The following is a 25,153-nucleotide window of genomic DNA, read 5'->3' as shown; positions in this document are numbered from 1 at the left end:
ACCCGCGGGTGTCTGCGTGCCGGTGACTTCGGCGCGAAGGCACCCGCACGCCCGCCCGTGCCCGCACACACCCGTCCATGCAGAACCGTCAACCAGTCGTACGCCCCCACAGCGGGCCCAGCAACGCCCACTCGGCGTCCCACTGGTCCATGCGCCGGCGCTCCAGGCGGCCGCGCAGCATGCGGCCGCCGATGAAGGGCACGGCCGCGGCGCTCACCCCTACCAGGACGCCGACCAGCGCGGCCCGGATGCTCGCCTGGGCTGCGGTGGCGGGCTTGTTCACCAGGCGGCCCTGGGGGTCCGTCCATACGGTGACCGAGGTGCCGGCGCCGCTGCCGGCCCGGACCCGGGCCTGGCCGGTGTGCGTGGAGCCGTCCGTGGCGGTCCAGCGCACCTTGGCCCATACCCGCTCACCGCTCGCCGCGCTCACCGACGCGTCGGCCTCTCCGGGCGCCCGTTCGGTGAGCGTGGCCGCGACGGGACGCCACTCGACGCGCTCCCGGGCCATGCCGTGCTCGACGGACCAGGCCGTCGTCAGACCGGCGGCCACTCCCGCGAGGACGGTGAGCACCCAGGCGGTGAGCACGACCCAGGCCTCCACCATGTCGGCGCGACGCCTGAGCGGGTTGCGCCGCCAGCGCCACAGCCACACCTTCGGACCACGGAACGTCATCGAAGGCTTCCTCCTCGAGAGCGCACGATCATGCCGGACCGCCCTCCCATACGGGAACCGGCCCCTCGATGCTCACGGCAGCCATCCGCCCTCGACGGTTGCACGGGTCCCCGTCCGGCGCGGGCGTCTTCGTGAAACGGGCGCACGACACGCCGGTGCGAGTTACCACCCCGGCCCTGACCTGCGATGGAGCCCTTTCCAGAGGTGACTGTCAGTGCCGGGGTGCAGACTGGCCGGGTGGCTGAGACAAAGCCGCAGAAAACGCAGCGGAGGTAGTCGGCATGACCGAGGTACTGCTCGCCGTGGGCACGCGCAAGGGCCTGTTCATCGGGCGGAGGCGAGGTGGGGCCTGGGAGTTCGACGAGAGTCCCTATTTCAACGCACAGGCCGTGTACTCGGTCGCCATCGACACCCGCGCCGAGCGCCCGCGGCTGCTGGCCGGCGGTGACAGCGCGCACTGGGGCCCGTCCGTGTTCCACTCCGACGACCTGGGCCGGACCTGGACCGAACCGGCCCAGCCGGCGGTCAAGTTCCCCAAGGACACGGAGGCTTCGCTGGAGCGGGTCTGGCAGCTGCACCCGGCGGCCGCGGAGCCGGACGTGGTGTACGCGGGCACGGAACCGGCCGCGCTGTACCGCTCCGAGGACCGCGGAGAGACCTTCGAGCTGGTCCGCCCGCTGTGGGAACACCCGACCCGCTCGAAGTGGGTGCCGGGCGGCGGCGGTGAGGGCCTGCACACCGTCCTCACCGACAAACGCGACCCGCGGGCGGTGACGGTGGCCGTCTCCACGGCCGGGGTGTTCCGGACCTCGGACGGCGGCGCGAGCTGGGCGCCGTCCAACTCCGGGGTCTCCGCGGTGTTCCTGCCGGATCCGAACCCGGAGTTCGGGCAGTGCGTGCACAAGATCGCGCAGGACGCGGCGACGCCGGACCGGCTGTATCTGCAGAACCACTGGGGCGTGTACCGCAGCGACGACGCGGGCGCGCACTGGACGGACATCGGCGAGGGTCTGCCGTCCACGTTCGGCTTCGCGGCGGCCACCCATCCCCGCCGCGGTGGCACGGCGTACGTGTTCCCGATCACCGCCGACTCCGACCGGGTGCCCGCCGACCGGCGCTGCCGGGTCTTCCGTACGGCGGACGCGGGCAAGACCTGGGAGCCGCTGACGGCGGGGCTGCCGCAGGAGGATCACTACGGCACAGTGCTGCGCGACGCGATGTGCACGGACGACGCGGACCCGGCCGGCGTGTACTTCGGCAACCGCAACGGCGAGGTGTTCGCGTCGGCCGACGACGGCGACAGCTGGCAGCAACTGGCGTCGCATCTGCCGGACGTGCTGTGTGTACGGGCCGCGGTGGTCGGATGAGCCGACCGGGGGGACCGCAGGGCCTTGGCCACCGGTTGATCTCCGCTGCCCGTACGGCAGTAGGGTGACGCCGTGGCACCACGACCCTTGCATGAAATCGTCGAACCGGGCTGGGCGAACGCCCTGGAACCCGTCGCCGGGGGGATCGCCGAGATGGGCGACTTCCTGCGCGCGGAGATCGCCGCGGGACGTACCTATCTGCCGGCCGGACCGAATGTACTGCGCGCCTTCCAGCAGCCCTTCGACGACGTGCGGGTCCTGATCGTCGGTCAGGACCCGTATCCGACGCCGGGACACGCGGTGGGGCTGTCGTTCTCGGTCGCGCCGGACGTGCGGCCGTTGCCGGGCAGCCTCATCAACATCTTCCGGGAGCTGAACACCGACCTGGGGCTGCCGCAGCCCTCCAACGGCGATCTGACGCCGTGGACCCGGCAGGGCGTGCTGCTGCTCAACAGGGCGCTCACCACGGCCCCGCGCAGTCCGGGCGCGCACCGCGGGAAGGGCTGGGAGGAGGTCACCGAGCAGGCGATACGGGCCCTGGCCGGGCGTGGCAAGCCGCTGGTGTCCATCCTGTGGGGCCGCGACGCCCGCAATCTGCGCCCGCTCCTCGGCAGTCTGCCGTCGGTGGAGTCCGCTCACCCCTCCCCCATGTCGGCCGACCGCGGCTTCTTCGGGTCCCGCCCGTTCAGCCGGGCCAACGACCTGCTGATCGGACAGGGCGGACAACCGGTGGAGTGGCGCCTGCCGTGACCGGCTCACCGGAGTCACCGAACTCCCGCGACTCCTCCGGCTCCTCCGGTTATCTCGCCGTCGACTCCGGAGGCTCCGGTCTTCGGGTCGTCGTCGGGACGCCGGGCCGCGGCGGTGTGGCCGAGCGGGTGTCGCGGGTGCCGGTGCGTACTGGGGCCGGGGGTATCGATCCCGGACATCTGATGGAGCAACTGACGCCCATGGTGAGGGCGTTGGCCGACGAGACGGGGATCGCGCGGCTTGGCACCGTCGTTGTCGGTGCCGCGGGGCTCGCCACTCTCGGGGACGCGCTGCGCGCCGAGCTGCCGGGCGCGCTGGAGCGGGAGTTCGGGGTGCGGACGGTCGGTCTCGTCGCCGACGCCGTGACCGCCTACGTCGGCGCCCTGGGACCGCGGCCCGGTGCCGTGGTCGCGGCCGGCACGGGCCTGATCGCGATCGGCACGGATCTGACCAGGTGGCGTCGTGCGGACGGCTGGGGTCATCTGCTCGGCGACTGCGGCGGCGGCGCCTGGATCGGGCGGGCCGGGCTGGAGGCGGCGCTGCGCGCCCACGACGGCCGGCCCGGTGGTTCGGCCGGACTGCTCGCCCGCGCCGAGGAGTTGTTCGGGCCGGCGCCGGGACTCCCCGGCAAGCTGTATCCGCGCCCGGACCGGCCCGCCGTTCTCGCCACCTTCGCGCCCCAGGTGGCCGCCTGCGCCGACGGCGACCCCGTCGCCGCGGACATCCTGCGCGCCGCCGCCCGGCACATGGCCGACTCCGCGGCCGCCGTCTGCCCGGGCACAGGCAACCCTCAAGTCGCCATCACCGGGGGCCTGTTGAACATGGGGCCCCCTCTTCTCGTACCCTTCGAAGAAGAGCTGTCGCGGCGACTGCCGCACGCACAGCGGGTACCGGCCGCCGGGGACCCGTTGCGGGGCGCGGTACGCATCGCGAGCGAACTGGCGACGGGCGCGCTCACTCTGCCGGGTGACGACACCATGCTCAGCGTGATGACCGGTGCGGGGGACCGATCCCCACACGCCGACCACTTCTGATCCGTACGTAACTCATCAGACAAAACCGGACGGATACCGCTCACCTGCACCCTCCCCGAACAGGGAAGCCCACAAAACCAGTAACATGCGGCGCCATGAGCTCCCCCACTGGGCCCGCCGGCCTGCCAGTACGAATGCCGCGCCCCCGCCAGCCCGGGCGGCACCGCCGACCCGAGCCCCTGGCGGCTCCCGAGGGCGCGCCCGCGCTCGTCCTCGCCGTGCCGGGGACGCCCAGCGCCGCCACCCGCGGCCTCGCCGAGGAGGTCGTGAGCATCGCCCGCTCCGAGCTCCCCGGCCTCGACGCCCGGATCGGGTACCTCGACGGGGACGACTCGGAGTTCCCCACACTCCAGTCCGTGCTCGCGCACGCCGCCCAGGAGCGCACCGCCCGCTACGAGCAGGCCGTCGCCGCCGGCGTGGAGGTCAAGGAGCCCGATGGCCCCGTCGCCGTGGTCGTGCCGCTGCTCGCCGGCCCGGACAGCGCGCTGCTGCGCCAGGTCCGCCAGGCCGTGATGGAGAGCCGCGTCGCGGCCGACCTGACCGACGCCCTGGGCCCGCACCCGCTGCTCGCCGAGGCGCTGCACGTGCGGCTTTCCGAGGCCGGTCTGGCCCGCGCCGACCGCGCCCGTCTGTTCACCGTGGCGACCGCCGCGGACGGCATCATCCTGGCCTCCGTGGGCGGCGAGGAGGCCGTGCAGGCGGCCGGGATCACCGGCATGCTGCTCGCCGCGCGCCTCGCCGTTCCGGTCATGGCGGCGGCCCTCGACCAGGACGGTTCGATCGCGGCCGTCGCCGAGCAGCTGCGGTCGTCCGGCTCCCAGCAGCTGGCGCTGGCGCCGTACCTGATAGGGCCGGAGATCGACGCGTCCCTGATCGAGGAGGCGGCCAAGGAGGCAGGCTGCTCCGCCGCCGAGGCGCTCGGCCCGTACCCGGCGATCGGCAAGCTCGCGCTGTCCAAGTACACGACGACCCTGGGTATCGCCCCGCAGCAGCCGCAGGGTGCGCCGGTCCGCTGACGCTCACGTCACAGCCGTACAGCGAAGGGCCCGCTCCTCCTTGGAGCGGGCCCTCGGACGTGTCCGGCGCCGGTTCAGCCGAAGACCACGCAGGACGCCGCCGGCACCTCGATCGAGCCTTCGTAGCGCGGCAGTCCGGTGTCCGGGTCGACGGTGAACCAGGTCACGTCGCCGGAGCGCTCGTTCGCGACGTACAAAAAACCGCCCGCCTCGGCCAGGGCCCGCGGCCAGTGGCCGCAGCAGGTCACCGCGCCGACCAGCCGCAGCCCCTCCCCCTCGACGGCGAACACGGACAGGACGTCCTCGCCGCGCGTGGCGGTCCACACGAAGCGGCCGTCGGCCGAGGCGACGATGCCGGACGGGTAGGCGTCCCCGGCCGGGGCGCCGGGCAGCACCGAGACCTCCGTCTGCGGTTTCAGGACGCCCTCGGCGGCGTCCCAGCGGCAGACGGTGACGGTCGGGGTGAGTTCGTTGACGACGTAGGCGTACTCGCCGTCCGGATGGAAGGCCAGGTGGCGGGGCCCGGAGCCGGGGCGCAGTGCGGCCTCCCGGTGGAGGGCGAGGGTCCCGTCGGTCAGGGTGCACACGCGGACCGAGTCGGTGCCGAGGTCGACGCTGACCGCCCAGCGGCCGCTCGGGTCGGGCTGCACCTGGTGGGCGTGCGGGCCCTGCTGGCGAGGTGTGTGCGGGCCCCCTCCGGTGTGCTGGAACACGCCGGAGGCGGCGTCCGCGAGGGTGCCGGCGGGGCGGACGGGGACGGCGGTGACGCTGCCGGAGCCGTAGTTGGCGGTCAGGACGTGGCCGGCGAAGAGGCTGAGGTGCGTGGGCCCGTTCGCCTCGACCGGGACCGGCGGGCCGGCCGGTTCGGGCTTGTCGCCGGTCACGCGGTACGCGGCCACCGCGCCGTCGGCCGTCTCGCTGACCGCGTAGAGCGTGTCCCCGTCTGGCGCCAGTGCCAGGTACGCCGGGTCGGGCACGCCGTCCAGGCTGCTCAGGACGGTCAGGGCACCGCTGTCCGGATCCACGGCCGCGGTCACGATCCCGGGACCCCCGGCCGCCGTGAACGACCCGATGAAGGCCCGCCTTTCCCGCCTGCTGCCGTCTGCCACCGCTGTCCCCTCTCGGTCGGAAACCGTCCGGGGCGACGGTAGCAGCCGATCAGCATCGGTCTAGACCAAATGAAGGGGATGGCGAGGGACGCGGTCACGGTCTCGCCCCGCGCCCTGGCCTGGGCCTCGGGGTGGTGGACGTACGCGGGATGCCGTTCGGCCGTCTCGTACGTGCGGTGGAAGACGGGCGTGGCACTGCCCCGGATCGGCGGCACGATCCACGACCGGTCGGCGCCGATCCGTAGGCCCTTGCGATTCTCACGGCCGAGGTGGTCGAGGCAGCGCCGGGACTCGGTGTGGTGGTCGGTGACGGTGACGCCGGCACGTTCGAAGGAGTGCAGGACGGAGCGGTTATTTCCTCAGGCGCCGACGAGCGGCGAACCCGGCGGCGTGCGCAGGGGCTTGGCCAGTTCGGCGAGGGCACGCTCCAGGCCGTGCAGATGGGCCAGGGCGGGCTGCTCCACGACGGGCGGCTGCGTCGTGTGAAGGGTGACGTCCGCGCCACCGGTGAGTGCCTCGACGGCGGCCTCCACGCGCCAGCATGCGGCGGCGAGGCGGGCGTCGTGCGAGGCCTCCGGGTCGGCGGCGACGGCGACCAGGCCGCGGATCTCCCGGGCGCAGTCGTCGAGCAGGGCCAGCACCCGGCGGGCGCGGCGCTTGCGGCCCCGCATGGGGTTCAGCGGGTGCACCAGCGGAGCCACCGACAGCCGTACCCGGCCGAGCAGTTGCTCCAGTTCTGCCACCCGCGACGCCGGGTCGGCGCCCTCGTCGCCGGCGAGGCGGGCGGCGGCCTCCGCGGTGGCCGCGTGGACGCGGCGCAGGGCGCGCTGGATCCAGGCGTCGGTGACGGTGTGGGTGGTGACGGGCAGGACGAACAGCACGGCCAGGAAGGCGCCGACCGCGCCGACGCCGGTCTCGGCGAGCCGCAGCGCGAGCAGCCCGGGATCGAGGACGCCGAGGAGACCGTAGAGCAGCTCGGCGAGGACCGTGACGCAGAGCATCATCCAGGTGTAGGAGACCGCGGCCGTGTAGAAGGTGCCGAAGACGCAGAGTGTGAGGAGTGCGGCCGTGGGGACGGTCGCGCCGTGCAGCGGGACGGCGACGAGCAGGCCGAGGCCGATGCCGATCACCGTGCCGAGGACCCGGCGGAAGCCGCGGACCAGGGTCTCGCCGCGCGAGGTGGTGTTGACGAAGATCCACCAGGTGGCGCCGACGGCCCAGTACCAGCGTTCTCCGGACACCAGCTGGCCCACGACGAGCGCGAAGCCGGCGCCCGCGGTCGCCTGGATCGCCTGGCGGGTGGTCACCCGGGCCAGGCCGCGGCCGCCCGGCGGGGCGGGCACGAGGGCCGGGGGCAGGCGCCGCTCGTAGCACCACAGGCCGAAGCGCACCGCCGCCGCGACGAGCAGGGACAGCAGCATGGCGGCGTAGAGCTCGGGCAGCCGGCCCGGCGTGGCCTGCAGGAACTGCGCCACGAAGAAGGTCATGAACGCGAAGACACCGAGGCTGTGGCCTCGCGGGCCCCAGCGGCGCGCGTACACGCCGGCGCCGACGACGGCGAGGAAGGTGAGGTCGCGGGCGACGGGGACGTCGTGCAGTTCGGCGGCCGCCGCGAGCACGGGCAGGCCGACGAGCGGCAGCAGCGCGGTGGTGACCGCCTGTCCGCGGACCGTGGCGTCCGTGACCGTGAACAGGGCGAGCAGCGCGGCGAGCCCGCCGGTGACGGCACCGACCAGGGAGTGTCCGGCGAGCCCGCAGACGACGACCGCGAGCCCGATGCCGAGGACGCCCCGCACGGCGAAGCGCAGCCGCATGCGCCCCGGGTCCGGCGCCACGAACACCCTCTTCAGCACTGCTTTCCCGCCCTTCCTGCGCCGGCATGCGGACACCGGCATGAAAAAGGCGCCGCGGGATCCGCAGCGCCATCGACGTCCTCATTGCAGCATCATGGAGCAACCTGGCTCAAGTGAGGCCTAGAATGCTGGGCCATTGGCACAGACATATCGGTTGTGGCCCGTCCAAGGTCGGACCAACGGACCAGCTACGAGGAGGCCGGGCGCCATGGCCGTGGACGAGCTCGACACCCGCATCCTGCGGCTGCTGCTGGAGCAGCCCCGCACGAGCGTGCGGGAGTACGCCCGCATCCTCGGCGTCGCGCGCGGCACACTGCAGGCGCGGCTCGACCGGCTGGAGCGGGACGGCGTGATCACCGGCACGGCGCCCGCGCTCTCGGCCGCCGCGCTCGGCCATCCGGTGCTCGCGTTCGTGCACATCGAGGTCACCCAGGGCCACCTCGACGACGTGGGGGACGCACTGGCCGCCGTACCGGAGATCGTCGAGGCGTTCTCGATCACCGGCGGCGGGGATCTGCTGACCCGGGTCGTGGCGCGCGACAACGCGCATCTGGAGGACGTGATCCAGAAGCTGATCAGCCTGCCCGGCGTCGTCCGCACCCGCAGCGAGGTGGCCCTGCGCGAGCGGGTCCCGCACCGGCTGCTGCCACTGGTGGAGTCGATCGGGCGGGCGGCCCGGAAATGATCTTTGACATCCTGGGGGCATGAGCAGGCTCGGCGGCATCTCGGTCATCTTCGATCTCGACGGAACACTCGTGGACAGCGACCCGAACTCCGCCGAGCCGCTACGGCGTCGCGCGGGCTTCTCGCCGAGCACGGCGCCCCCTTCACCTGGCAGGACAACGAGCGGTACGCCGGCATCAGCACCTGGGAGACGCTCGGGATCCAGCAGGAGCGGTTACGGGCTCACCGCACCCCGCGCCGAGCTGCCGGCTGAGCTGAACCGCCGCTACCTGGAGCTGGCGCGCGTCTCGACCCCCGCGTACCCGGAGATGCGCAAGTTCGTGGAGCTGCCGGCCGCCGACGGTGTCCCGATGGCCGTGGCCTCGGGTTCGTCGCCGGAGGCCATCGAGGCGATCCTGGCCGGCACGGGGCCGGCCGCGTGTCTGCGTACGGTCGTGTCGGCCGACGAGGTCGCTCGCGGCGAGCCCGCGCCCGACGTCTTCCTGAAGGCGGCCCGTCGACTGGACGCCGACCCGGCCGACTGCGTGGTTCTGGAGGACGCCGCTCCCGGGGCCGCCGCCGCGCACGCGGCCGGATGCGCTGTATCGCGATCCCGTACGTCGCCGCGCAGGCCGACGCCCCCGAGTTCGCCACCGCCGGTCTTCTACTGCGGGGCGGCCAGGCGGAGTTCACGGCGTGCGGCGCGTACGACTGGCTGGTCCCGCCGAGTCGGCGTGCCGGCACCTTTTCGGAGAAAGACCGGAACTAAGTGCTCCAGACCCGTTGACCCTCAACCGCCCCCCTCCCTATCGTCTGGTCGACCATTCGCACGCCGTTCGCAATACCGAACACACCTGAACGTGCGCGAACTTGCGTGACCTCATGGAGGAGCACACATGGCACCGCCCCTCTCCAGACGATCTCTTTTCCAGGCCGCGGCGCTCGCCATGGCGACACCCGCGCTCTCCTACATCGCGACCGGACGCGCCTCGGCGGCGGTCCAGGCCGCGCAGGCCGCACCGTCCGCCTGGACCGTGCGGCCCTTCGCACTCGACGAAGTGGCCCTCAGACAGGGCCTCTTCACCGACAAGCGGCAGTTGATGCTCGACCACGGCCGCGGCTACGACGTGAACCGGCTGCTGCAGGTCTTCCGCGCCAACGCCGGGCTCTCCACGGGCGGCGCGGTCGCCCCTGGCGGCTGGGAGGGCCTGGACGGCGAGGCCAACGGCAACCTCCGCGGCCACTACACCGGCCACTTCATGACCATGCTGTCGCAGGCGTACGCGAGCACCGGCGACCAGGCGTACGCGGACAAGATCCGGACCATGATCGGCGCGCTGACCGAGGTGCGCGCGGCGCTGCGCGAGGATCCGCGCATGCTCGCCGTCACCGGCAAGTGGGGCGGCGCGCACGAGAACGTCCGGGGCTCATACCAGTACATCGACCTGCCGGCCGCCGTTCTCGGCGGTGCCTCGGCGATCACCCTGTCGGTCTGGGTGAAGCCCACCCACAACGCCAACTGGCAGCGCGTCTTCGACTTCGGCGACAACACCACCCGGTACATGTACCTGACCACCCGCAACGGAAGCGGAGTACCGCGCTTCGCCATCACCACCGGCGGGCCGGGCGGGGAGCAGGGTCTCAACGGCACCGCCGCGCTGCCGCTGAACCAGTGGAGCCACCTCGCGGTGACCATCTCCGGCAACACCGGCACGCTCTACGTCAACGGCACCGCCGTCGCCCAGAACACCTCGATGACCCTCAACCCGTCCGTCCTGGGTACCCTGACGAACAACTGGCTGGGCCGCTCCAACTTCTCCGGCGACCCGGTGTTCGCGGGCGCCTTCGACGAGTTCAACGTCTACTCGCGGGCCCTGACCGCGGCCGACATCACCTCGCTGCAGACCAACGAGGCCAAGAGGTCCTCCGCGGGGCTCGGCAATCTCGCGTCGTACTACTTCTTCGCCACCACCGGCGGCACCTTCGCGGACGCCTCAGGCCGCGGCCTGACCGCCACGCTGCGCCGCACCTGGGGCGGGCCGAGCCACCCCGGCTTCCTCGCCGCGTACCCGGAGACGCAGTTCATCGACCTGGAGTCGCGGACGACCCCGGACTACACCAAGGTCTGGGCGCCCTACTACACCGCGCACAAGATCCTCAAGGGTCTGCTGGACGCGTACCTCGCCACGGACGACGACCGGGCGCTCGACCTCGCCTCCGGCATGTGCGACTGGATGTACTCCCGGCTGTCCAAGCTGCCCGACTCCACGCTGCAGCGGATGTGGGGCATCTTCTCCAGCGGCGAGTTCGGCGGCATCGTGGAGACGATCGTCGACCTGCACTCGATCACCGGCAAGGCCGAACACCTCGCGCTGGCCCAGCTGTTCGACCTCGACAAGCTCATCGACGCCTGCGCCGCGAACACCGACACCCTCGACGGTCTGCATGCCAACCAGCACATCCCGATCTTCACCGGTTACGTCCGGCTGTACGACGCGACGGGCGAGACCCGTTACCTCACCGCCGCGAAGAACTTCTGGGGCATGGTCGTCCCGCACCGGATGTTCGGCATCGGCGGGACGAGCACGGCCGAGTTCTGGAAGGCCCGCGGGGTCATCGCGGGCACGATCAGCGACACCAGCGCCGAGTCCTGCTGCGCGTACAACCTGCTCAAGCTGAGCCGGATGCTGTTCTTCCACGACCAGGACCCGAAGTACATGGACTACTACGAGCGGGGCCTGTACAACCAGGTCCTCGGCTCCAAGCAGGACAAGGCCGACGCGGAGAAGCCGCTCGTCACGTACTTCATCGGCCTCACGCCCGGGCACGTACGCGACTACACGCCCAAGCAGGGCACGACCTGCTGCGAGGGCACCGGCATGGAGAGCGCCACCAAGTACCAGGACTCGGTGTACTTCACGAAGGCCGACAACTCCGCCCTGTACGTCAACCTGTACAGCCCCTCCACGCTGACCTGGTCCGCGAAGGGCGTCACCGTCACGCAGACCACGGACTACCCGAGGGAGCAGGGCTCCACTCTCACCGTCAGCGGCGGCAGCGCCTCCTTCGAGATGAAGCTGCGCGTGCCGTCCTGGGCGACCGGCGGCTTCCGGGTGACCGTCAACGGCAGCGCGGTCGGCGGGACTCCGAACCCCGGCAGCTACTTCACGATCTCCCGGAACTGGCAGAGCGGCGACACCGTACGCGTCACCATCCCGTTCCGGCTGCGGGTCGAGAAGGCGCTCGACGACCCGTCCCTCCAGACGCTCTTCTACGGCCCGGTCAACCTGGTGGGCCGCAACTCCAGCACGAGCCACCTCCAGGTCGGGCTCTACAGGAACGCCGCACTCTCCGGCGACCTGCTGCCCTCACTGACGCCGGTGTCCGGCAAGCCGCTCCACTACACGCTGAACGGCACCGAGTTCGCCCCCTTCTACGACGGCACCGAGAACCCGACGCACGCCTATGTCCGCCGGTCGGAGCCCAGGGTCGTCTTCGGGAACACCGACTCCGGTGTCGCCAACCCGGCGCAGTCCGACGGTACGACGCTGCTCGACGAGATCTGGGCCGGGGCGCCGTTCGCCAGTAAGGGTGCGCTGGTCACGCGGGTGCGGTCGACGGTCGGCGCGTGGGTGTCGGCGGGGCTGCTCAGCCAGGCCGACGGGCAGACGGTGGTGACTACGGCGGAGAGTGCCACGTACGTGCCCTGACCCGCCCCCCGCTGACCCGCCTCGGGGCCCCGGCCGACGGTCGGGGCCCTGCCGGGTTCAGCGGTAGTCCGGGTTGGGTGCGTCGGTACGGCAGCCCGCGTCCCACTCGGAGCGCTGGTTGCCGTGGGCGGGGATGCCCTTGGCGCGTTTGAGCATGGCCGCGAGGTGCATCAGGTTCCAGGTCATGAAGGAGGTGTTGCGGTTGGTGAAGTCGTTCTCCGGGCCGCCCGAACCGGCGTCGAGATACGACGGCCCCGGTCCCGCCGGCCCGATCCAGCCGGCGTCGGCCTGGGGCGGGATCGTGTACCCGAGGTGCTGGAGGCTGTAGAGGACGTTCATCGCGCAGTGCTTCACGCCGTCCTCGTTGCCGGTGATCAGACAGCCGCCGACCCGGCCGTAATAGGCGTACTGCCCCTCGGAGTTGAGGAGCGCCGAGCAGCCGTAGAGACGCTCGATGACCTTCTTGGTGACCGAGCTGTTGTCGCCGAGCCAGATCGGGCCGGCCAGCACCAGGATGTCCGCGGCCATCACCTGCTCGTACAGCGTCGGCCAGACGTCGGTGGCGAAGCCGTGCTCGGTCATGTCCGGGTAGACGCCGGTCGCGATGTCGTGGTCGACGGCACGGATGACGTCCGTGGCGACCCCGCGCGAGTCCATGATCGCCCGGCTCTTGTCGATCAGGCCCTGGGTGTGACTGAGCCGCGGGGACGGTTTGAGGGTGCAGTTGATGAACAGGGCGCGCAGGTCGTCGAAGCGGTACGCGCCGTCGGTGGAGGGGGCTGCCGCGGTCATGAGGGCTCCGTGGGTTGTCAGGCTGTCAGGTGGCCCGGGAGGGCCGGGGTACGCAGCGTCTCGCGCGGCGCCCGGTTTGTCCCTCCCCGACGCACCGGCACACGGTGTTCGGGTACGGCGCGCGCCGGGCGTCCGGCGCGGGGATCCTGGACCCAGAGACCGGCGGGAGCGGCGAGGACGAGGCGGCGGCACGATGACGATCGACGTATCCGCGGAGCGGGTCATCCCGCTCCCGCCCGAGCAGGTGGCCCGGTACGCCATGGACTGGCGGCACGACCCCGACTGGACGCAGGGCATCCGTACGGCGGAGCTGACCCGGGAGACCGACGCGGGCGGCTTCGGTGTCGGCGCGGAGGTGACGCGGACGGCGTACTTCCTGGGGCGGCGCATCGACTACGTGATGCGCGTGGCGGCGTGCCACTACCCCCGTCTGCTCGACATGGTGTCCGTGGCGGGCCCGATGCCGATGCATGTGACCTACGCCTTCGACCCGCACCCGGACGGTACCCTCGCCCGCATCCGGGTGCGGGGCGCCGGGGGCGGCTTCCACCGGCTGGCGGCGCCGCTGCTGGCCCGCCAGGTGCGCTCCTCGATCGGCAAGGACCTGCGCGATCTCGAGCGCAGACTCACGGAATGAGCAGGCGCATGGCATACGACGAAGGGCTCGCCCAGCGGATCCGGATGGGGGCACCGCCCGCGCGAGCGCAGCCGAGCGTGGGGGAGGCTGGGCGCCGACCCGGACGTGAGCGAGAAGCGCATGTTCGGCGGCATCGCGTTCCTGGTGAACGGGAACATGGCCGTCGGCGTGAACGGCGACGACCTCATGGTCCGCGTCGGCCCCGACCACACCGACGCGGCCCTCGCGCGGCCGGGTACACGCGTCTTCGACATGACCGGCCGCCCGATGCGCGGCTGGATCCTGGTCACGGGGGACGCGCTCACGGAGGACGAGGTGCTGGGTGCGTGGGTCGAGGAGGGGCAGGGCTTCGCGGCGGGGCTGCCGCCGAAGTGAGGGGCGGGCCCGCAGGTCAGGGTCGAGCGCGCAGGCGCCGGTGACACACGACGATCGCGGCCCGGCTGTGCCAGTCGTCCGGGCGCCTACGACCGCTTGCGGGGCTTGCCTCGTCGGGCGGCGCCCTTCGGACCGCCGGAGCCGCCGCGGTGGCTCTTTCCTGCGGTCGGCTTGCGGGGCTGGCCGGTGGGCTGCTTGCGCTTCGGCTTGTCCGGGGCGGGCGGTGCCGTGCGGCCTCGGGTGCTGTTGGCCGTGCGGCCGCGGACGATGCCGATGAAGTCGTCGACCTGGTCGGTGGTCGCGTCCTCCGGCCAGGACAGGGCGATGCTCGACTGCGGGGCGTCCACGACCGTCCGGTACGTGAGGTCCTTGCGGTGGTGGAGACGGGCCAGCGACTGGGGTACGACGAGCAGGCCCACGCCCGCCGCGACCAGCTCGACGGCGTCCGCCGTGGTCGCGGGGCGCTCGAAGGCGGGCTCTCCCGGTGGCCGTTCCCAGTCGAGGACGTCGTCGAGGGGGTGGAAGACGACCTCGTCGGCCAGGTCCTCGCAGGTCACCTCTTCGACCGCCGCGATGACGTGGTCCTTGGGGACCACGACGACCGTGGTCTCGGTGTAGAGGGGGATCGCGCTGAAGACCGTACGGTCGACCGGCAGCCGTACGAGGCCGACGTCGGCGGCGCCGTCCCGCAGCACCTCGGGCGCCTCGGCGGCGGTGACCGCGTGGAGGGTCAGGGGGACGTCGGGGAAGCGCTCGTTCCAGGTCCGCACCCACTTCGAGGGTGTCACTCCCGGGACGTACGCCAGCCGGAACGAAGAAGGTACTTCCGAGCCTGTCACCTGGCCAGGTTACCGGCCGTGGTCGGCGGCGGTTCGCCCAGTCGATACCCTTGGCACCATGACGTCGCACCAGAACACCCAGACGATGAAGCCCGCGACCGCGGCGAAGAAGCTGGGTGTGTACCTCGAGGCCACCCCCGCCGAGTTCCAGGAGGGCGTCGTCACGCGCGCCGAGCTGAACGCGCTGCAGGCGGACCCGCCGGCGTGGCTGCGCACGCTGCGCGCCGACGGCCCGCACCCGCGTCCGGTGGTCGCGGCCAAGCTGGGCATCTCCATCTCGGGCCTGGCCCGGGGCGGCATCACGGAGCCGCTCACCACCGAGCAGATCGAGGCGCTCAAGCAGGAGAGCCCCGAGTGGCTGCAGAAGGAGCGCGCCACGCAGGCCGAGGTCCGCAAGGAGACGGCCCGCATCAAGAAGCAGCACGCCGAGAAGGCCGAGCGCGCGGCTCAGGGCTCCTGACCGTCAAGCCGTCCTGAGACGAGCCGTTCCTGCAGCCGTGCGTGCCGGAGCTGGTACACGGCCCCGGCCTGACGCAACACGCCCCGCTCGTGCGCCCAGGCGAGGAATGCCATCAGGCGCCAGGGGAGCCGGCCCGCCGGGCACAGCCAGAAGCGGGCGGTGAGGAGGCGGCCCCGGGCGGAGAGGGCGAAGGCGATCAGGGCGGTCGGGATGAAGACCGCCGCCGCGGTCGCGCCAACTCCCGGAAGGGATGCAGTTCCTGGGGGTGTGGACCGGTGAGCAGCCGGTCCCAGGCCGGTGATCCGACCCCGGCGACGCAGCACAGGCCACCGTCGGGGCTGGGGAAGCCGACGGCTCGCACGAGTCCCGCGGGCCCGGCCGGCAGGTCGCGCACGGCGGGTTCACCGCCCGGCTCGATCGTGACCACCAGGAAGACCGCGACAGGTGCCGGCGGACCCAGCACCGGCTGCGGCTGTGCATCGGCCGACCGCATGGACGACGTCATGGCTCCCCTCTCCCCACACGGAACATCACGGACCGGACCGCCCGGCTGCCGACGTTTCAGGTTGCCCGTCCCTCGCGCGTCGGCCGCGGCCGGTGAGAACGGACAGCGCGTCCGCCCGTGTGCTCACCGCACGCCGGAAAAACCCGAATGCGCCCGCGTGTACCGCTCTGGGAGCATGCCGGAATGGTCCACCGTCTCGAACCGCTGGTCATCCGGCACACCCACCGTCTCTCCTCCCCCACGGGCCCCGTGGGGGAAGGCGCCGTCGCGGCACGGCAGTTCGACGCCGCGCTGATGTCCGTGGGCTTCAAGCTCTCGGCGGAGCTGCTGGAACGGCTGTCGGGGCTGTCCGAGGGCACGGTCGTCTTCACCGCCGTCCGCACGCTGGGCACCGTCCGCGCGATGGTCGGCGACCGCGTCCGGCACAACGCGTACTTCATCGACTTCCCGGCGAACGTGCCGGACACCTTCGACTTCTGGATGCGGTGCATCTCCGAGGCGCTCGCCGACGACGCGACGCGCGCGGGCACGCTGGAGCAGCTGAGCGAGGGTGTGGTGAACCTGCTGACGCTCCCGTCGTACGGCCGCTACCAGCACACCTACGAGGAGATGCTCGCCGCCCACGACGAGCTGATCGCCGCGGCGGGCGACCGTATGACGGCCCTCCACCTGGGCGGTGCCGCCGAGGACGAACTCACGGCGCTGTACCTGGCGTTGGCGGGCAGCAGCACGCCGCTGGGCGAGGAGGCGCTGCGGGATCTGGCGGTCCTCGCCGGGCACTGCGCGCACGGGCCGCAGCCCGAGGCGATCCCGGTGCGGGAGAACCGTGCCGTCGTCAACCGGGCCCGGCTGGAAGCCGGTTCCGGGCTGTTGCTGGACACGGTGACCGATGTGCTGCGGCTGGCGTGCGCGCTGTCCGACGGCGATGTGACCCTCGGGGAGCCGACGCGGTTCCGGGGGCTGTCCCGTCCGGTGCGCCGCGCGCTGCTCGCGGGCCTCGACTCGGTCGTCGCCGCGGCGCCCGCCAAGCTCAGTGACGTCGCCGTGCACCGCGAGGCGTGGAAGCGGCTCGGTGAGCGGCTGCACCCGCACGAGTACCCGCGGTGGCCGCACTCCGCCGACGTGTTCGCGGTCGCCCGGGGCGAGAAGGAGGCGCGCTCCTTCGACAGCCGGGTCGAGGAGCTGCTCGGCAGGAACGACATCACGGGCGCGGTGAAGCTGCTGGAGTCCGCGCCGGGCAGGCTGTTCCGCTCGCTGGACCGGCTGCTGCGCGCTGCCCTGACGCAGGAGGAGCGCAACGCCGTCGTGGCCGTCGCCGAGCGGGTCGCTCCCGAGGTGGCCGGCCGGGTGGTGCTGTCGGTGCGTGAGCATCTGCACAACCGTGGCGAGGAGACCGGCGAGCGCCGGGTCTTCGTCAACCGCCTCGGCCGTGCCTGGGTCGCCGAGGACACGCGTCCGCCCGTGCCGCCGGCCGAGCGCAAGCGTCTGATCACCGCGTTCGACGCGGAGATACGGCGGCGGCTCCCGGACCCCGGTCATCTGCTGATCGACCCGGACGTCCTGGACGTCGCGCTGCCGCTGAGCGGCAAGGCGACCGCGGCCGGCCTCGGGGTGCTGCCGCGCGGGTCGGTGTCGCCGGTCGACGGTGAGCTGCTGCGGTTCTTCGTGTACTGGAAGCAGACCAGCCGTGACACCGACTACGACCTGTCGGCGCTGATGCTGGACGCCGGCTACCGGACGGTGTCCTGGCTGTCGTACACCCATCTCACCGACGTCGACGGCGAGCACTCCGGTGACATCACCGAAGCGCCCGACGGGGCCTCGGAGTTCATCAACCTGCGCCTCGGTGCCGTGCGCGGCGCGTTCATCGTGCCGCAGGTCAACCTCTTCTCCGGGGAGGGCTTCGAGGAGGTCGCGGAGTCGTTCTTCGGGTTCATGCTGCGGGAGGGCGAGCAGAAGGGGCGTCCGTTCGAGCCGCGCACGGTGCGGATGAAGTCGGACCTGCGGGGTCCCGGGCGGGTCGCGCTGCCGCTGGTGTTCCTGCGCGGGTCCGACGGGCGGTGGCGGGCCAAGTGGCTGCACCTGTACCTCAAGGGCAACCCGTCGGCCAACCGGGTCGAGGGCAACCGGGTGTCGGTGGCGATGCTGGTGCGCGGCATCGTCGAGCGTGAGCAGCTCACGGTGCGGTACCTCACCGAGCTGATGGCCGGCGGGGCGACGGCCACGACGGTGTGGGACGGGGAGACCGTCCCTGAGGGTCCGGTCACCTACATCGGCCTGCAGCGTCCCGACGGGCTGCATCCCGAGTCGCGGATCCTCACGCCCGAAAATCTGCGCGACCTGATCCCGGCCTGACTGCTAACGTTGGCCGTGGCGAGGCCATGAAGGGGCTTCCTTCTCAAATCCTCCTTGAATCCAGCCCTTTCGCTTTCCTCGCCGCCGACTTGAGACCTCCGGCTGTCCCGCCGGAGGTCTTTCGTTTCGTACGGCCGTGGCTCAGCTGTCGTAGTCGACCGTCAGCGTCTCGGAGACGGGATACGACTGGCAGGTCAGGACGTAGCCCGCGTCCACCTCGGCCGGTTCGAGGGCGAAGTTGCGGCGCATGTCGGCCTTGCCGTCGGTGACCAGGGCACGGCAGGTGCCGCAGACGCCGCCCTTGCAGGCGAACGGCAGGTCCGGGCGGGTCCGTTGGGCGCCGTCGAGGATGCTCCGCTCCCGGGAGAGCGTGGACGTCGTGGAGCGGCCGTCGAGGGTGATGGTGACCTGGCTGACGGGTCCTTCGGGGCCGGTCTCCTCGTGGTGGACCTCCCGCACGGGCTCGTCGTCGGCGTAGAACAGCTCCTGGTGAACGCGGTCTGCGGGTACGCCGAGTTCGCCGAGCACGCGCCGGGCGTCCCGGACCATGCCGTGCGGGCCGCACAGCCACCAGTGGTCGGCGGTCGGTATGTCGACCAGCGCGTCGACGAGCGCCGTGAGCCGGTCTGCGTCCAGGCGGCCGGAGAGCACCTCGGCCTCGCGGGGTTCGCGGGACAGGACGTGGGCGAGCTGGAACCGGGTCGGGTAGAGGTCCTTCAGGTCGGCCAGCTCGTCGGCGAACATCACGGTGTCGGTGCGGCGGTTGCCGTAGAAGAGGGTGACGGTCGAGCGGGAACCGGCTGCCAGGACGGACTCGGCGATGGACACCATGGGGGTGATGCCGGAGCCGGCCGCGATCAGCACGTGGTGGCCGGGGGCGGTGAGGTCGGGGGTGAAGGCGCCGGTGGGGCCCATGACTTCGACGCTGTCACCGGGACGCACCTCGTCGACGAGCCACGACGAGAACAGCCCGCCCGGCACCACCCGCACACCGATACGCGGCACGGCCCCGACCGGCGAACAGATCGAGTACGACCGCCGCTCGTCCCGCCCGTCGACCTCCCGCCGCAGGGTCAGCGACTGCCCCGGCGCGAAGTCGAACTCCTCGGCCAGCTCCACCGGAACCTCGAAACTGACGGCCACCGCATCGGAGCACAGTGGCTGTACGGCGGCGACACGGAGGAGACGGAAGGCCGGACGGCGACGGGGGCGTGTGGCCGGGCTGGGGGTGGTGAGCGCGGTGGGCGCCGCCGGGTCGGGGGCGGTGGGCGCGGCCGAGTCGGAGGCAGCCGGTCCCGCCGAGCCGGAGGCGACCGGCACCACCGGGCCGGCGCCGACCGACCCCGCCGAGCCAGAGGCGACCGACCCCGCCGCGCCGGAGCCGATCGGCGCCGCCGCGCCGGGCGACGGCCGTGCCGTCACGCCGGGCGTCAGCCGTCCCGTCGGCTCTTCGCTCAGGCCTTTCATCAGATCTCCTTGACGTGCTCGAACGGCTCGCGGCAAGCGCGGCAGCGGCGCAGGGCCTTGCAGGACGTGGCGGCGAAGCGGGAGGTCTCCTCCGTGTCCGTCGAGCCGCAGCGGGGGCAGGACACCATGTGCCGCGTGGGGGACAGGACGAGAGGGACAGGGCCGCCGCGAGGAGCGGGCCCGGGCGGGGCGATGCCGTACTGGGCGAGCTTGCGGCGGCCTGCCGGGGTGATCCAGTCGCTGGTCCAGGGCGGGTTGAGGACCGTGCGGATCTCCACGCGCTGGTACCCGGCGTCCCGCAGCCGCGCGGCCACGTCCGCCCGCATCTCGGCCATCGCCGGGCAGCCCGAGTACGTCGGGGTGAGGCTTGCGACCACCGTGCCGTCCTCGGTGACCTCGACGTCCCGCAGGACGCCCAGGTCGGCGAGGGTGAGCATGGGCAGTTCGGGGTCGGGCACCTGCTCGGCGATATGCCGGGCGTGCCGCGCATCCGGCAGGGTCGTCACCATGTCGCCTCCGGGTGGGCGCGCGCCACGCCCTGCAACTCGGCGAGCAGCGGGGCGAGATGCTCGGTGTGTTCGCCGTCGCGGCCCGCGCCGGGCAGCGGACGGTACACCGGCATGGGCAGTCCGGCCGCCTCGGTGACCTGGCGCAGGTCGGCGACGACCTCGTCCCGCACGTCGTACGTCGTGAACAACTCGCCCAGGTAGGGGGCGACTTGGTCCATGGCCCTGCGCATGCGGCGGTGCGACTCCTCCGTGCCGTCGCCCAGGCGCACCGCCCACTCCGCGGCGTACTGCCGGTGGTACGTCAGCTCCTTGACGCCCTTCGCGGCGATCGCCGCCAGGACGGGGTCCGTGTGCGAGGTCAGCCGGTGGAAGTGCGCCACCCGACAGCTCGACAGCACCAGCAGCCGCACGATCGAGAACGCGAAGTCCCCGTTGGGCAGTTCGGCGAGACGTACGTTGCGGAAGTCGCCGGCGTCACGGAAGTAGGCGTAGGCGTCCTCGTCGCGGCCGGTGCCGTCGGCCTGGCCGGCGCGGGAGTAGAGCAGGCGGGCCTGGCCGAGCAGGTCGAGGCCGATGTTGGCCAGCGCCACCTCCTCCTCCAGCTCGGGGGCGCGGGTGATCCACTCGGCGAGGCGCTGGGCGGAGACCAGGGCGTCGTCGGCGAGGGCCACGCAGTCGGCGGCGAGGCGGCCGGTGTCGATGCCCTCGGGCACGGTGGTGTCCACGCCGTGCAGGGGGTCCTCGAAGCCGGTGCCGTAGGCCCAGCGGGTGTCGTCCTCGTGCCCCTCGGCGAGGGTCAGGTAGACGTGGTCGTCACTCATGCCCTCTCCTCAGATGTGCGGGACGTCGTCGGGGATGTCGTAGAAGGTCGGATGGCGGTAGACCTTGTCGGCGCTGGGCGCGAAGAACGGGTCCTTCTCGTCGCGGGTCGAGGCTGCGATGTGTTCGCTGCGCACCACCCAGATGCTCACGCCCTCGTTGCGCCGCGTGTACAGGTCGCGCGCGTGGGTGAGCGCCATGGCGTCGTCGGCCGCGTGCAGCGAGCCCACGTGGACGTGGTTGAGCCCGCGCTTGCCGCGCACGAACACCTCGTACAGCGGCCAGTCGGCCTTGCTCGTCCCGGTCATGCCGCCGTCTCCTTCTTGGCTCGCTCGCTCTGCTTGGCCGCGTGGGCCGTGGCCGCCTCCCGCACCCAGGCGCCGTCCTCGTGGGCGCTGCGGCGCCGTTCCATGCGCTGGGCGTTGCACGGGCCGCCGCCCTTGATGACCCGCATCAGCTCGTCCCAGTCGGGGGTGCCGAAGTCGTGGTGGCCGCGCTCGGCGTTCCAGCGCAGTTGGGGGTCGGGCAGGGTGACGCCGAGCTTCTCCGCCTGCGGGACGGTCATGTCGACGAAGCGCCGGCGCAGTTCGTCGTTGCTGTGCCGCTTGATCTTCCAGGCCATGGACTGGGCCGAGTTGGGCGAGGAGTCGTCGGGCGGACCGAACATCATCAGGGACGGCCACCACCAGCGGTCGACGGCGTCCTGGACCATGGCGCGCTGCTCCTCGGTGCCGCGCATCATCGTCATCAGCAGTTCGTAGCCCTGCCGTTGGTGGAAGGACTCCTCCTTGCAGATCCGCACCATCGCGCGCGCGTACGGGCCGTACGAGCTACGGCACAGGGGCACCTGGTTGCAGATCGCGGCGCCGTCGACGAACCAGCCGATCACGCCGACGTCGGCGAAGCTCAGCGTCGGGTAGTTGAAGATCGACGAGTACTTCTGGCGGCCCTCGATCAGCCGGTCGGTGAGGTCCGCGCGGTCGGCGCCGAGCGTCTCCGCCGCCGAGTACAGGTACAGCCCGTGCCCGGCCTCGTCCTGGACCTTGGCGAACAGGATGGCCTTGCGGCGCAGCGACGGGGCCTTGGTGATCCACTCGCCCTCGGGCTGCATGCCGATGATCTCCGAGTGCGCGTGCTGCGCGATCTGCCGGACGAGGGTCTTGCGGTAGCCGTCCGGCATCCAGTCGCGCGGTTCGATCCGCTGGTCCCGCGCGATCGTCGCGTCGAAGTGCGCTTGAAGCCCGTCCTCGGGCGGCGCCCCGGCCTCGGCGGAGTGTGTCGTGGTCATCGATACCAGCTTCCCAACCGACCATTCGTTCGGTATTAGTGTGACGTGTTTCGCGGGACGGAGCAAGACCCCTCAAGCGATCACATGCGCCGCCCGGCTCGCCGACCCTCGCCGACCACCGTCAGGTCGTCACCCAGCGCCGTCGCGATCTGAGCCGCTCGCGAGTGGTCTCCGAGGTTCCGCGTCAGGTACGCGCACGCGTGCCCGTGCCGTCACGACCACCAGGCCGCCGAGCCGCCGAGCCACCCTTGGCGATCTTTCCCTGGTCGCGCACGAAGCCGAGGGTCCAGGTGATGCGGGCGCCGAAGACCGACTGGCGCCAGGCGCGGGAGTTCGTCCGGCCCCCTCGCGGACCGTCTCGTACCCGTCCGCGGTGTATCCCTCGACGTGCACCGCGTCCGCTCCCCTCGTCCGCACCGGAACCGCCCAGGGTACCCCCGAGGGGTACCCTGGGCGAGGGGTCGGACCGGTCGTTCACTTGCCGCCGTCGGGCACCTTCAGCTTGTCCCAGCTGACCTTGCCGGGGATGCCGTCCGCGTCCTTGCCCCTGAAGTGGAGCTTCTGCTGCCAGGCGGCGTAGGAGCGGCGGTCGGCCTCGGTCCACTCGGGGCCGGGGCCCTCCTCGTAGCGGCCGCAGCCCTCGGCGACCAGTCGGCGGCCCATGGCGGTGATGATCGGGGACTTCTGGCCGACGTGGAAGAAGCCGGCCCCCGGGAAGGGCTCGTACGTCACCGGCTTGGGCTTCGGGTCGGGCTTGGGTGCCTTGCCGCTCAGCCGTTCCGCTATGCGCTTGCGCATGCCGTCCATGGTGAAGCCGCGCGGGTCCACCTTGCCCGGCTGCCACTCCTTGTGGCCGATGACGGAGCGCTCGCTCCAGCCGTGGTGGCGGCAGATCGCGGCGGAGACCTTCTCGATGGCCTCCTTCTGCGCCTCGGGCCAGGGGTCCTTGCCGTCGCCCATGTTGATGCACTCGAAGCCGTAGAAGTGACTGTTGCCGTCGGTGTCGGCCTCGTTGTCGGCCGGCAGCCTCGACTCGTTGATCACGGCGCGCAGGACGTCGCTGTCGCCGGAACCCGCGTGGTTGGCACGGCCGTTGCCGACCAGGTGGATGTGGCCCTTCTTGTCGATGACGCCGTGGCACAGCGGTCCCGGCAGGCCCGAGTAGCCGTTGTAGCAGATGTTCACGGAGGCCTCGGTGCCTCTGGTGACGGTGTGGTGGATCATCACGCCGTTCACCGGCCCCCAGGGGCCCTTGGTGTTGCGGTTGTGGGTGCGCCACTTGCGCACCTCATGGACCGTCAGGCCCTCGGCACGCAGGATCTCCACCATCTTGGACGCGCTCAGCGGTTTCGCCATCACTCGTCTCCTTCCGCCGCGGCCTCCGCCTCGGCCGTGGTCTGCGACCTCCCGCCGGAGGGGTCGGCCTCCGCGGCCTCCTCTTCCCGTCGTGCCTGTTCCTCCGCCGCGAGCGTCGCCTCGTCGGCCGCCGGGATGCTGCTGGCCAGCGGGCCGAAGGCGAGGCGCAGGTCCACGGCGCCGTACTCGCCCTTGACCAGGGCCAGCGGTGCGAAGTGGCGGGCGATGCCGACGGGTTCCTGGAGCAGCGGGCGGCGGGCTGGGTCGGCCGGCCATTCGACGCTGCCGGTGGCGGTGCGGGCGGGGATGATCCAGTGGTCGCCGGTGCGGTAGGTGCCGCCCTTGGCGAAGTACACCTCGACGCCGTCCTCGAGGGGCAGCCACTCCCCCTCCTCTACCTTGACCGCCCCGTTGCGCAGGGCGGAGGTGCGGCCCTTGCGCTTGGGTCCCTCGTGGTGGTCCCAGCGGCGCAGGAACGGGTTGAGGTGCGGCAGCCGTCCGACGCCCGGCTCCGGCTCGGCGGACAGGCGGACGCGGCGGCCCGGCAGGTCCAGTTCCTCGACGCGCAGCAGCGGCAGGGCTTCGAGGCGGGAGGAGTACGCGGTGTCCGTGAACTCGACGCGGTCACCGACGTCGAGGTCCAGCTTGTCGTCGTGGCCGAGGGACGCCAACCGCACCCAGGTGCCGTCGAGTTCGTCGACCGGGAAGACCACCGAGCCGTTCTCGCGGGACCACTTGAAGGTGGCGTCCTTCGCCTCGCCGCCCTCGTGGACCTCGACGCGGTACAGCTGGTTCTCCTGGCCGCGGTAGCGGGCGTCCGGCTTGACCAGGCACGGGTCCTCGTCGGCATGGTCGGGCCGCTCGCTGCGGGCGGCGAGCCGGGCCGACGCGGCCGACCGCCGCCTGGCCCACTGGTCGAAGGCCGCGCGCACGACCTCCTTGGACGGGTCGGTCTCCTCGATGTCCAGCGCGGCCAGGGACAGCGGCAGCACCTGCCAGACGACCTTCACCCGGGCGGCGGTGTCCGGCATCGCCGCGCCGAGCGCGACCTCACGCAGGGCCGGCTCCTCGGCGGCGGAGACCGCGCGCTCCCACACCTGGAGGTAGACCACGAACGGCGACCGGGCCGGCGAGGGCAGCCGGTCACCCGGCTTCTCCGGGTTGCGGTACCCGTCGGGCTGGTCCCAGTAGGTCCAGTGGGTGAGCGGCTCCGCGGTGTCGTCCTGCTCCTCGGCGTCGACCTGATCGGCCTGCACGGGCGTGCCCGGCGCCGGGCGGTACGCGTCGCACAGGATGCCGTCGACGTAGTAGCGGCCGCCGTGGATGTACAGGGTGTCCAGGTCGTGCTTGCCGCCGACGTACTCGATGCGGAAGCCGACGGCGTCCTTCGGTCCGCCGTGCCGGCCGATCAGGTCGGCGGCGAAGGTGCGGGTCTGGTGGAGCTGGATCGCGGTCTGCTCGTTGGTGTCGGCGTCGAGCTGGACGCGGCCCTGCTGGGCAATGACCGCCGAGTAGTGCCGTTCCGGGCGGAACGTGAGGCGGGAGAGATCAGCGTGCATGAAGGGGGTCCCCCTGG

General features: G+C 72.1%; 25 protein-coding genes and 1 pseudogene. 12 read left to right on the top strand and 14 right to left on the bottom strand.

The window, feature by feature from the left end; translation table 11 throughout:
- Positions 1–88: 88 nt before the first annotated feature.
- Positions 89–673, bottom strand: coding sequence for an Rv1733c family protein (locus tag AQJ91_RS19720; protein WP_067023104.1), 585 nt, complete (start codon positions 671–673; stop codon positions 89–91).
- A 281-nt stretch (positions 674–954) separates the two neighbouring features.
- On the opposite strand from AQJ91_RS19720, the gene AQJ91_RS19715 reads away from it, so the two are divergent.
- The 4 genes from AQJ91_RS19715 to AQJ91_RS19700 all read left to right on the top strand — a co-directional run bounded on the left by AQJ91_RS19715 (position 955) and on the right by AQJ91_RS19700 (position 4,840).
- A complete protein-coding gene (locus AQJ91_RS19715) occupies positions 955–2,040 on the top strand; it encodes a WD40/YVTN/BNR-like repeat-containing protein (RefSeq protein WP_067023101.1) in 1,086 nt (361 codons plus the stop codon).
- A gap of 72 nt (positions 2,041–2,112) precedes the next feature.
- The gene (locus tag AQJ91_RS19710) at positions 2,113–2,790 is read left to right on the top strand and encodes a uracil-DNA glycosylase (protein ID WP_067023098.1); all 678 of its coding nucleotides are present in this window, start codon (positions 2,113–2,115) and stop codon (positions 2,788–2,790) included.
- Positions 2,787–3,824 (top strand): N-acetylglucosamine kinase, encoded by a 1,038-nt coding sequence (locus AQJ91_RS19705; RefSeq protein ID WP_067023096.1) that lies wholly within the window; start codon positions 2,787–2,789, stop codon positions 3,822–3,824. Before AQJ91_RS19710 ends, AQJ91_RS19705 begins: the two co-directional genes overlap by 4 nt.
- 95 nt (positions 3,825–3,919) lie before the next feature.
- A complete protein-coding gene (locus AQJ91_RS19700) occupies positions 3,920–4,840 on the top strand; it encodes a sirohydrochlorin chelatase (RefSeq protein WP_107122477.1) in 921 nt (306 codons plus the stop codon).
- A 74-nt stretch (positions 4,841–4,914) separates the two neighbouring features.
- On the opposite strand, the gene AQJ91_RS19695 is transcribed toward AQJ91_RS19700, so the two are convergent.
- From AQJ91_RS19695 to AQJ91_RS19690, 3 genes are read right to left on the bottom strand one after another with little or no spacing between them, the layout of a single operon-like run.
- Positions 4,915–5,949, bottom strand: a complete 1,035-nt coding sequence (locus tag AQJ91_RS19695; RefSeq protein ID WP_067023090.1) for a lactonase family protein — start codon at positions 5,947–5,949, stop codon at positions 4,915–4,917.
- Entirely contained in the window at positions 5,874–6,290 is a 417-nt protein-coding gene (locus AQJ91_RS49660; RefSeq protein WP_079085058.1) for a nitric oxide synthase oxygenase, read from the bottom strand. The genes AQJ91_RS19695 and AQJ91_RS49660 overlap by 76 nt, the downstream gene beginning before the upstream one ends.
- Positions 6,291–6,308: 18 nt before the next feature.
- Positions 6,309–7,802, bottom strand: a complete 1,494-nt coding sequence (locus tag AQJ91_RS19690) for an FUSC family protein (RefSeq protein WP_067023087.1) — start codon at positions 7,800–7,802, stop codon at positions 6,309–6,311.
- A 208-nt stretch (positions 7,803–8,010) separates the two neighbouring features.
- On the opposite strand from AQJ91_RS19690, the gene AQJ91_RS19685 reads away from it, so the two are divergent.
- From AQJ91_RS19685 to AQJ91_RS19675, 4 genes and pseudogenes are all read left to right on the top strand, one after another.
- Positions 8,011–8,487: an Lrp/AsnC family transcriptional regulator gene (locus tag AQJ91_RS19685; RefSeq protein WP_067023084.1), complete on the top strand. Its 477-nt coding sequence runs from the start codon at positions 8,011–8,013 to the stop codon at positions 8,485–8,487.
- A gap of 19 nt (positions 8,488–8,506) precedes the next feature.
- Positions 8,507–9,010: pseudogene (locus AQJ91_RS19680) on the top strand (HAD family hydrolase); the annotation flags it as partial.
- Positions 9,011–9,060: 50 nt separating this feature from the next.
- The gene (locus tag AQJ91_RS58260) at positions 9,061–9,234 is read left to right on the top strand and encodes a hypothetical protein (protein ID WP_407696878.1); all 174 of its coding nucleotides are present in this window, start codon (positions 9,061–9,063) and stop codon (positions 9,232–9,234) included.
- 127 nt (positions 9,235–9,361) lie between these two features.
- A complete protein-coding gene (locus AQJ91_RS19675) occupies positions 9,362–12,175 on the top strand; it encodes a beta-L-arabinofuranosidase domain-containing protein (RefSeq protein WP_067023081.1) in 2,814 nt (937 codons plus the stop codon).
- 57 nt (positions 12,176–12,232) lie between these two features.
- On the opposite strand, the gene AQJ91_RS19670 is transcribed toward AQJ91_RS19675, so the two are convergent.
- Positions 12,233–12,967, bottom strand: coding sequence for a flavodoxin family protein (locus AQJ91_RS19670; RefSeq protein WP_067023078.1), 735 nt, complete (start codon positions 12,965–12,967; stop codon positions 12,233–12,235).
- 193 nt (positions 12,968–13,160) lie between these two features.
- On the opposite strand from AQJ91_RS19670, the gene AQJ91_RS19665 reads away from it, so the two are divergent.
- Together AQJ91_RS19665 and AQJ91_RS49655 are read left to right on the top strand one after the other, a co-directional pair.
- On the top strand, positions 13,161–13,604 hold the full coding sequence (locus AQJ91_RS19665) for an SRPBCC family protein (RefSeq protein WP_067023076.1): 444 nt from the start codon (positions 13,161–13,163) through the stop codon (positions 13,602–13,604).
- A 105-nt stretch (positions 13,605–13,709) separates the two neighbouring features.
- A complete protein-coding gene (locus tag AQJ91_RS49655; protein ID WP_234382578.1) occupies positions 13,710–13,979 on the top strand; it encodes a TfoX/Sxy family protein in 270 nt (89 codons plus the stop codon).
- Between the two features lie 86 nt (positions 13,980–14,065).
- Here the strand turns inward: AQJ91_RS49655 and AQJ91_RS19655 are convergent, their stop codons facing one another.
- The gene (locus AQJ91_RS19655) at positions 14,066–14,818 is read right to left on the bottom strand and encodes a LysR family substrate-binding domain-containing protein (protein ID WP_067023073.1); all 753 of its coding nucleotides are present in this window, start codon (positions 14,816–14,818) and stop codon (positions 14,066–14,068) included.
- Positions 14,819–14,876: 58 nt separating this feature from the next.
- Here AQJ91_RS19655 and AQJ91_RS19650 point away from each other — a divergent pair, with 58 nt between their 5' ends.
- Positions 14,877–15,278, top strand: a complete 402-nt coding sequence (locus tag AQJ91_RS19650; RefSeq protein WP_067023070.1) for a DUF5997 family protein — start codon at positions 14,877–14,879, stop codon at positions 15,276–15,278.
- 196 nt (positions 15,279–15,474) lie between these two features.
- Here AQJ91_RS19650 and AQJ91_RS19645 read toward each other — a convergent pair whose 3' ends face one another.
- Positions 15,475–15,783 carry a Dyp-type peroxidase domain-containing protein gene (locus tag AQJ91_RS19645; protein WP_067023067.1) on the bottom strand — a complete coding sequence of 103 codons (309 nt, stop codon included), beginning with the start codon at positions 15,781–15,783 and terminating at the stop codon, positions 15,475–15,477.
- Between the two features lie 183 nt (positions 15,784–15,966).
- Here AQJ91_RS19645 and AQJ91_RS19640 point away from each other — a divergent pair, with 183 nt between their 5' ends.
- On the top strand, positions 15,967–18,138 hold the full coding sequence (locus tag AQJ91_RS19640; protein ID WP_067023248.1) for a TerD family protein: 2,172 nt from the start codon (positions 15,967–15,969) through the stop codon (positions 18,136–18,138).
- Between the two features lie 141 nt (positions 18,139–18,279).
- Here AQJ91_RS19640 and paaE read toward each other — a convergent pair whose 3' ends face one another.
- The 7 genes from paaE to AQJ91_RS19605 form a co-directional block, all read right to left on the bottom strand.
- Positions 18,280–19,605: a 1,2-phenylacetyl-CoA epoxidase subunit PaaE gene (paaE, locus tag AQJ91_RS19635; RefSeq protein WP_234382575.1), complete on the bottom strand. Its 1,326-nt coding sequence runs from the start codon at positions 19,603–19,605 to the stop codon at positions 18,280–18,282.
- Positions 19,605–20,114, bottom strand: coding sequence for a 1,2-phenylacetyl-CoA epoxidase subunit PaaD (gene paaD, locus AQJ91_RS19630; protein ID WP_067023064.1), 510 nt, complete (start codon positions 20,112–20,114; stop codon positions 19,605–19,607). The genes paaE and paaD overlap by 1 nt, the downstream gene beginning before the upstream one ends.
- Complete coding sequence (paaC, locus tag AQJ91_RS19625; protein WP_067023062.1) at positions 20,108–20,935, bottom strand: 1,2-phenylacetyl-CoA epoxidase subunit PaaC; 828 nt, start codon at positions 20,933–20,935, stop codon at positions 20,108–20,110. Before paaC ends, paaD begins: the two co-directional genes overlap by 7 nt.
- Before the next feature lie 9 nt (positions 20,936–20,944).
- Positions 20,945–21,241, bottom strand: a complete 297-nt coding sequence (gene paaB / locus AQJ91_RS19620) for a 1,2-phenylacetyl-CoA epoxidase subunit PaaB (protein ID WP_067023059.1) — start codon at positions 21,239–21,241, stop codon at positions 20,945–20,947.
- Complete coding sequence (paaA, locus tag AQJ91_RS19615) at positions 21,238–22,221, bottom strand: 1,2-phenylacetyl-CoA epoxidase subunit PaaA (protein ID WP_067023056.1); 984 nt, start codon at positions 22,219–22,221, stop codon at positions 21,238–21,240. Before paaA ends, paaB begins: the two co-directional genes overlap by 4 nt.
- Positions 22,222–22,695: 474 nt before the next feature.
- Positions 22,696–23,577, bottom strand: coding sequence for a peptidoglycan-binding protein (locus AQJ91_RS19610; RefSeq protein WP_067023053.1), 882 nt, complete (start codon positions 23,575–23,577; stop codon positions 22,696–22,698).
- Positions 23,577–25,136: a DUF6519 domain-containing protein gene (locus AQJ91_RS19605; protein WP_067023050.1), complete on the bottom strand. Its 1,560-nt coding sequence runs from the start codon at positions 25,134–25,136 to the stop codon at positions 23,577–23,579. Before AQJ91_RS19605 ends, AQJ91_RS19610 begins: the two co-directional genes overlap by 1 nt.
- Positions 25,137–25,153 lie beyond the last annotated feature (17 nt).

Origin of the sequence: Streptomyces dysideae (genome assembly GCF_001514305.1) — a bacterium.
In the GTDB taxonomy this organism is placed as follows: domain Bacteria; phylum Actinomycetota; class Actinomycetes; order Streptomycetales; family Streptomycetaceae; genus Streptomyces; species Streptomyces dysideae.
This window is presented reverse-complemented; position numbering and strand designations above follow the sequence as displayed.

Coding starts and splice junctions, on each gene's coding strand:
- AQJ91_RS19675 (WP_067023081.1), top strand. CDS start 9,362: ATGGCACCGCCCCTCTCCAGACGATCTCTTTTCCAGGCCGCGGCGCTC.
- paaA (WP_067023056.1), bottom strand. CDS start 22,221: ATGACCACGACACACTCCGCCGAGGCCGGGGCGCCGCCCGAGGACGGG.
- paaC (WP_067023062.1), bottom strand. CDS start 20,935: ATGAGTGACGACCACGTCTACCTGACCCTCGCCGAGGGGCACGAGGAC.
- AQJ91_RS19650 (WP_067023070.1), top strand. CDS start 14,877: ATGACGTCGCACCAGAACACCCAGACGATGAAGCCCGCGACCGCGGCG.
- AQJ91_RS19685 (WP_067023084.1), top strand. CDS start 8,011: ATGGCCGTGGACGAGCTCGACACCCGCATCCTGCGGCTGCTGCTGGAG.
- AQJ91_RS19640 (WP_067023248.1), top strand. CDS start 15,967: ATGGTCCACCGTCTCGAACCGCTGGTCATCCGGCACACCCACCGTCTC.
- AQJ91_RS19605 (WP_067023050.1), bottom strand. CDS start 25,136: ATGCACGCTGATCTCTCCCGCCTCACGTTCCGCCCGGAACGGCACTAC.
- AQJ91_RS19700 (WP_107122477.1), top strand. CDS start 3,920: ATGAGCTCCCCCACTGGGCCCGCCGGCCTGCCAGTACGAATGCCGCGC.
- AQJ91_RS19720 (WP_067023104.1), bottom strand. CDS start 673: ATGACGTTCCGTGGTCCGAAGGTGTGGCTGTGGCGCTGGCGGCGCAAC.
- AQJ91_RS19665 (WP_067023076.1), top strand. CDS start 13,161: ATGACGATCGACGTATCCGCGGAGCGGGTCATCCCGCTCCCGCCCGAG.
- AQJ91_RS19670 (WP_067023078.1), bottom strand. CDS start 12,967: ATGACCGCGGCAGCCCCCTCCACCGACGGCGCGTACCGCTTCGACGAC.
- AQJ91_RS19610 (WP_067023053.1), bottom strand. CDS start 23,577: ATGGCGAAACCGCTGAGCGCGTCCAAGATGGTGGAGATCCTGCGTGCC.
- AQJ91_RS58260 (WP_407696878.1), top strand. CDS start 9,061: ATGCGCTGTATCGCGATCCCGTACGTCGCCGCGCAGGCCGACGCCCCC.
- AQJ91_RS19715 (WP_067023101.1), top strand. CDS start 955: ATGACCGAGGTACTGCTCGCCGTGGGCACGCGCAAGGGCCTGTTCATC.
- AQJ91_RS19645 (WP_067023067.1), bottom strand. CDS start 15,783: ATGACGTCGTCCATGCGGTCGGCCGATGCACAGCCGCAGCCGGTGCTG.
- paaE (WP_234382575.1), bottom strand. CDS start 19,605: ATGAAAGGCCTGAGCGAAGAGCCGACGGGACGGCTGACGCCCGGCGTG.
- paaB (WP_067023059.1), bottom strand. CDS start 21,241: ATGACCGGGACGAGCAAGGCCGACTGGCCGCTGTACGAGGTGTTCGTG.
- paaD (WP_067023064.1), bottom strand. CDS start 20,114: ATGGTGACGACCCTGCCGGATGCGCGGCACGCCCGGCATATCGCCGAG.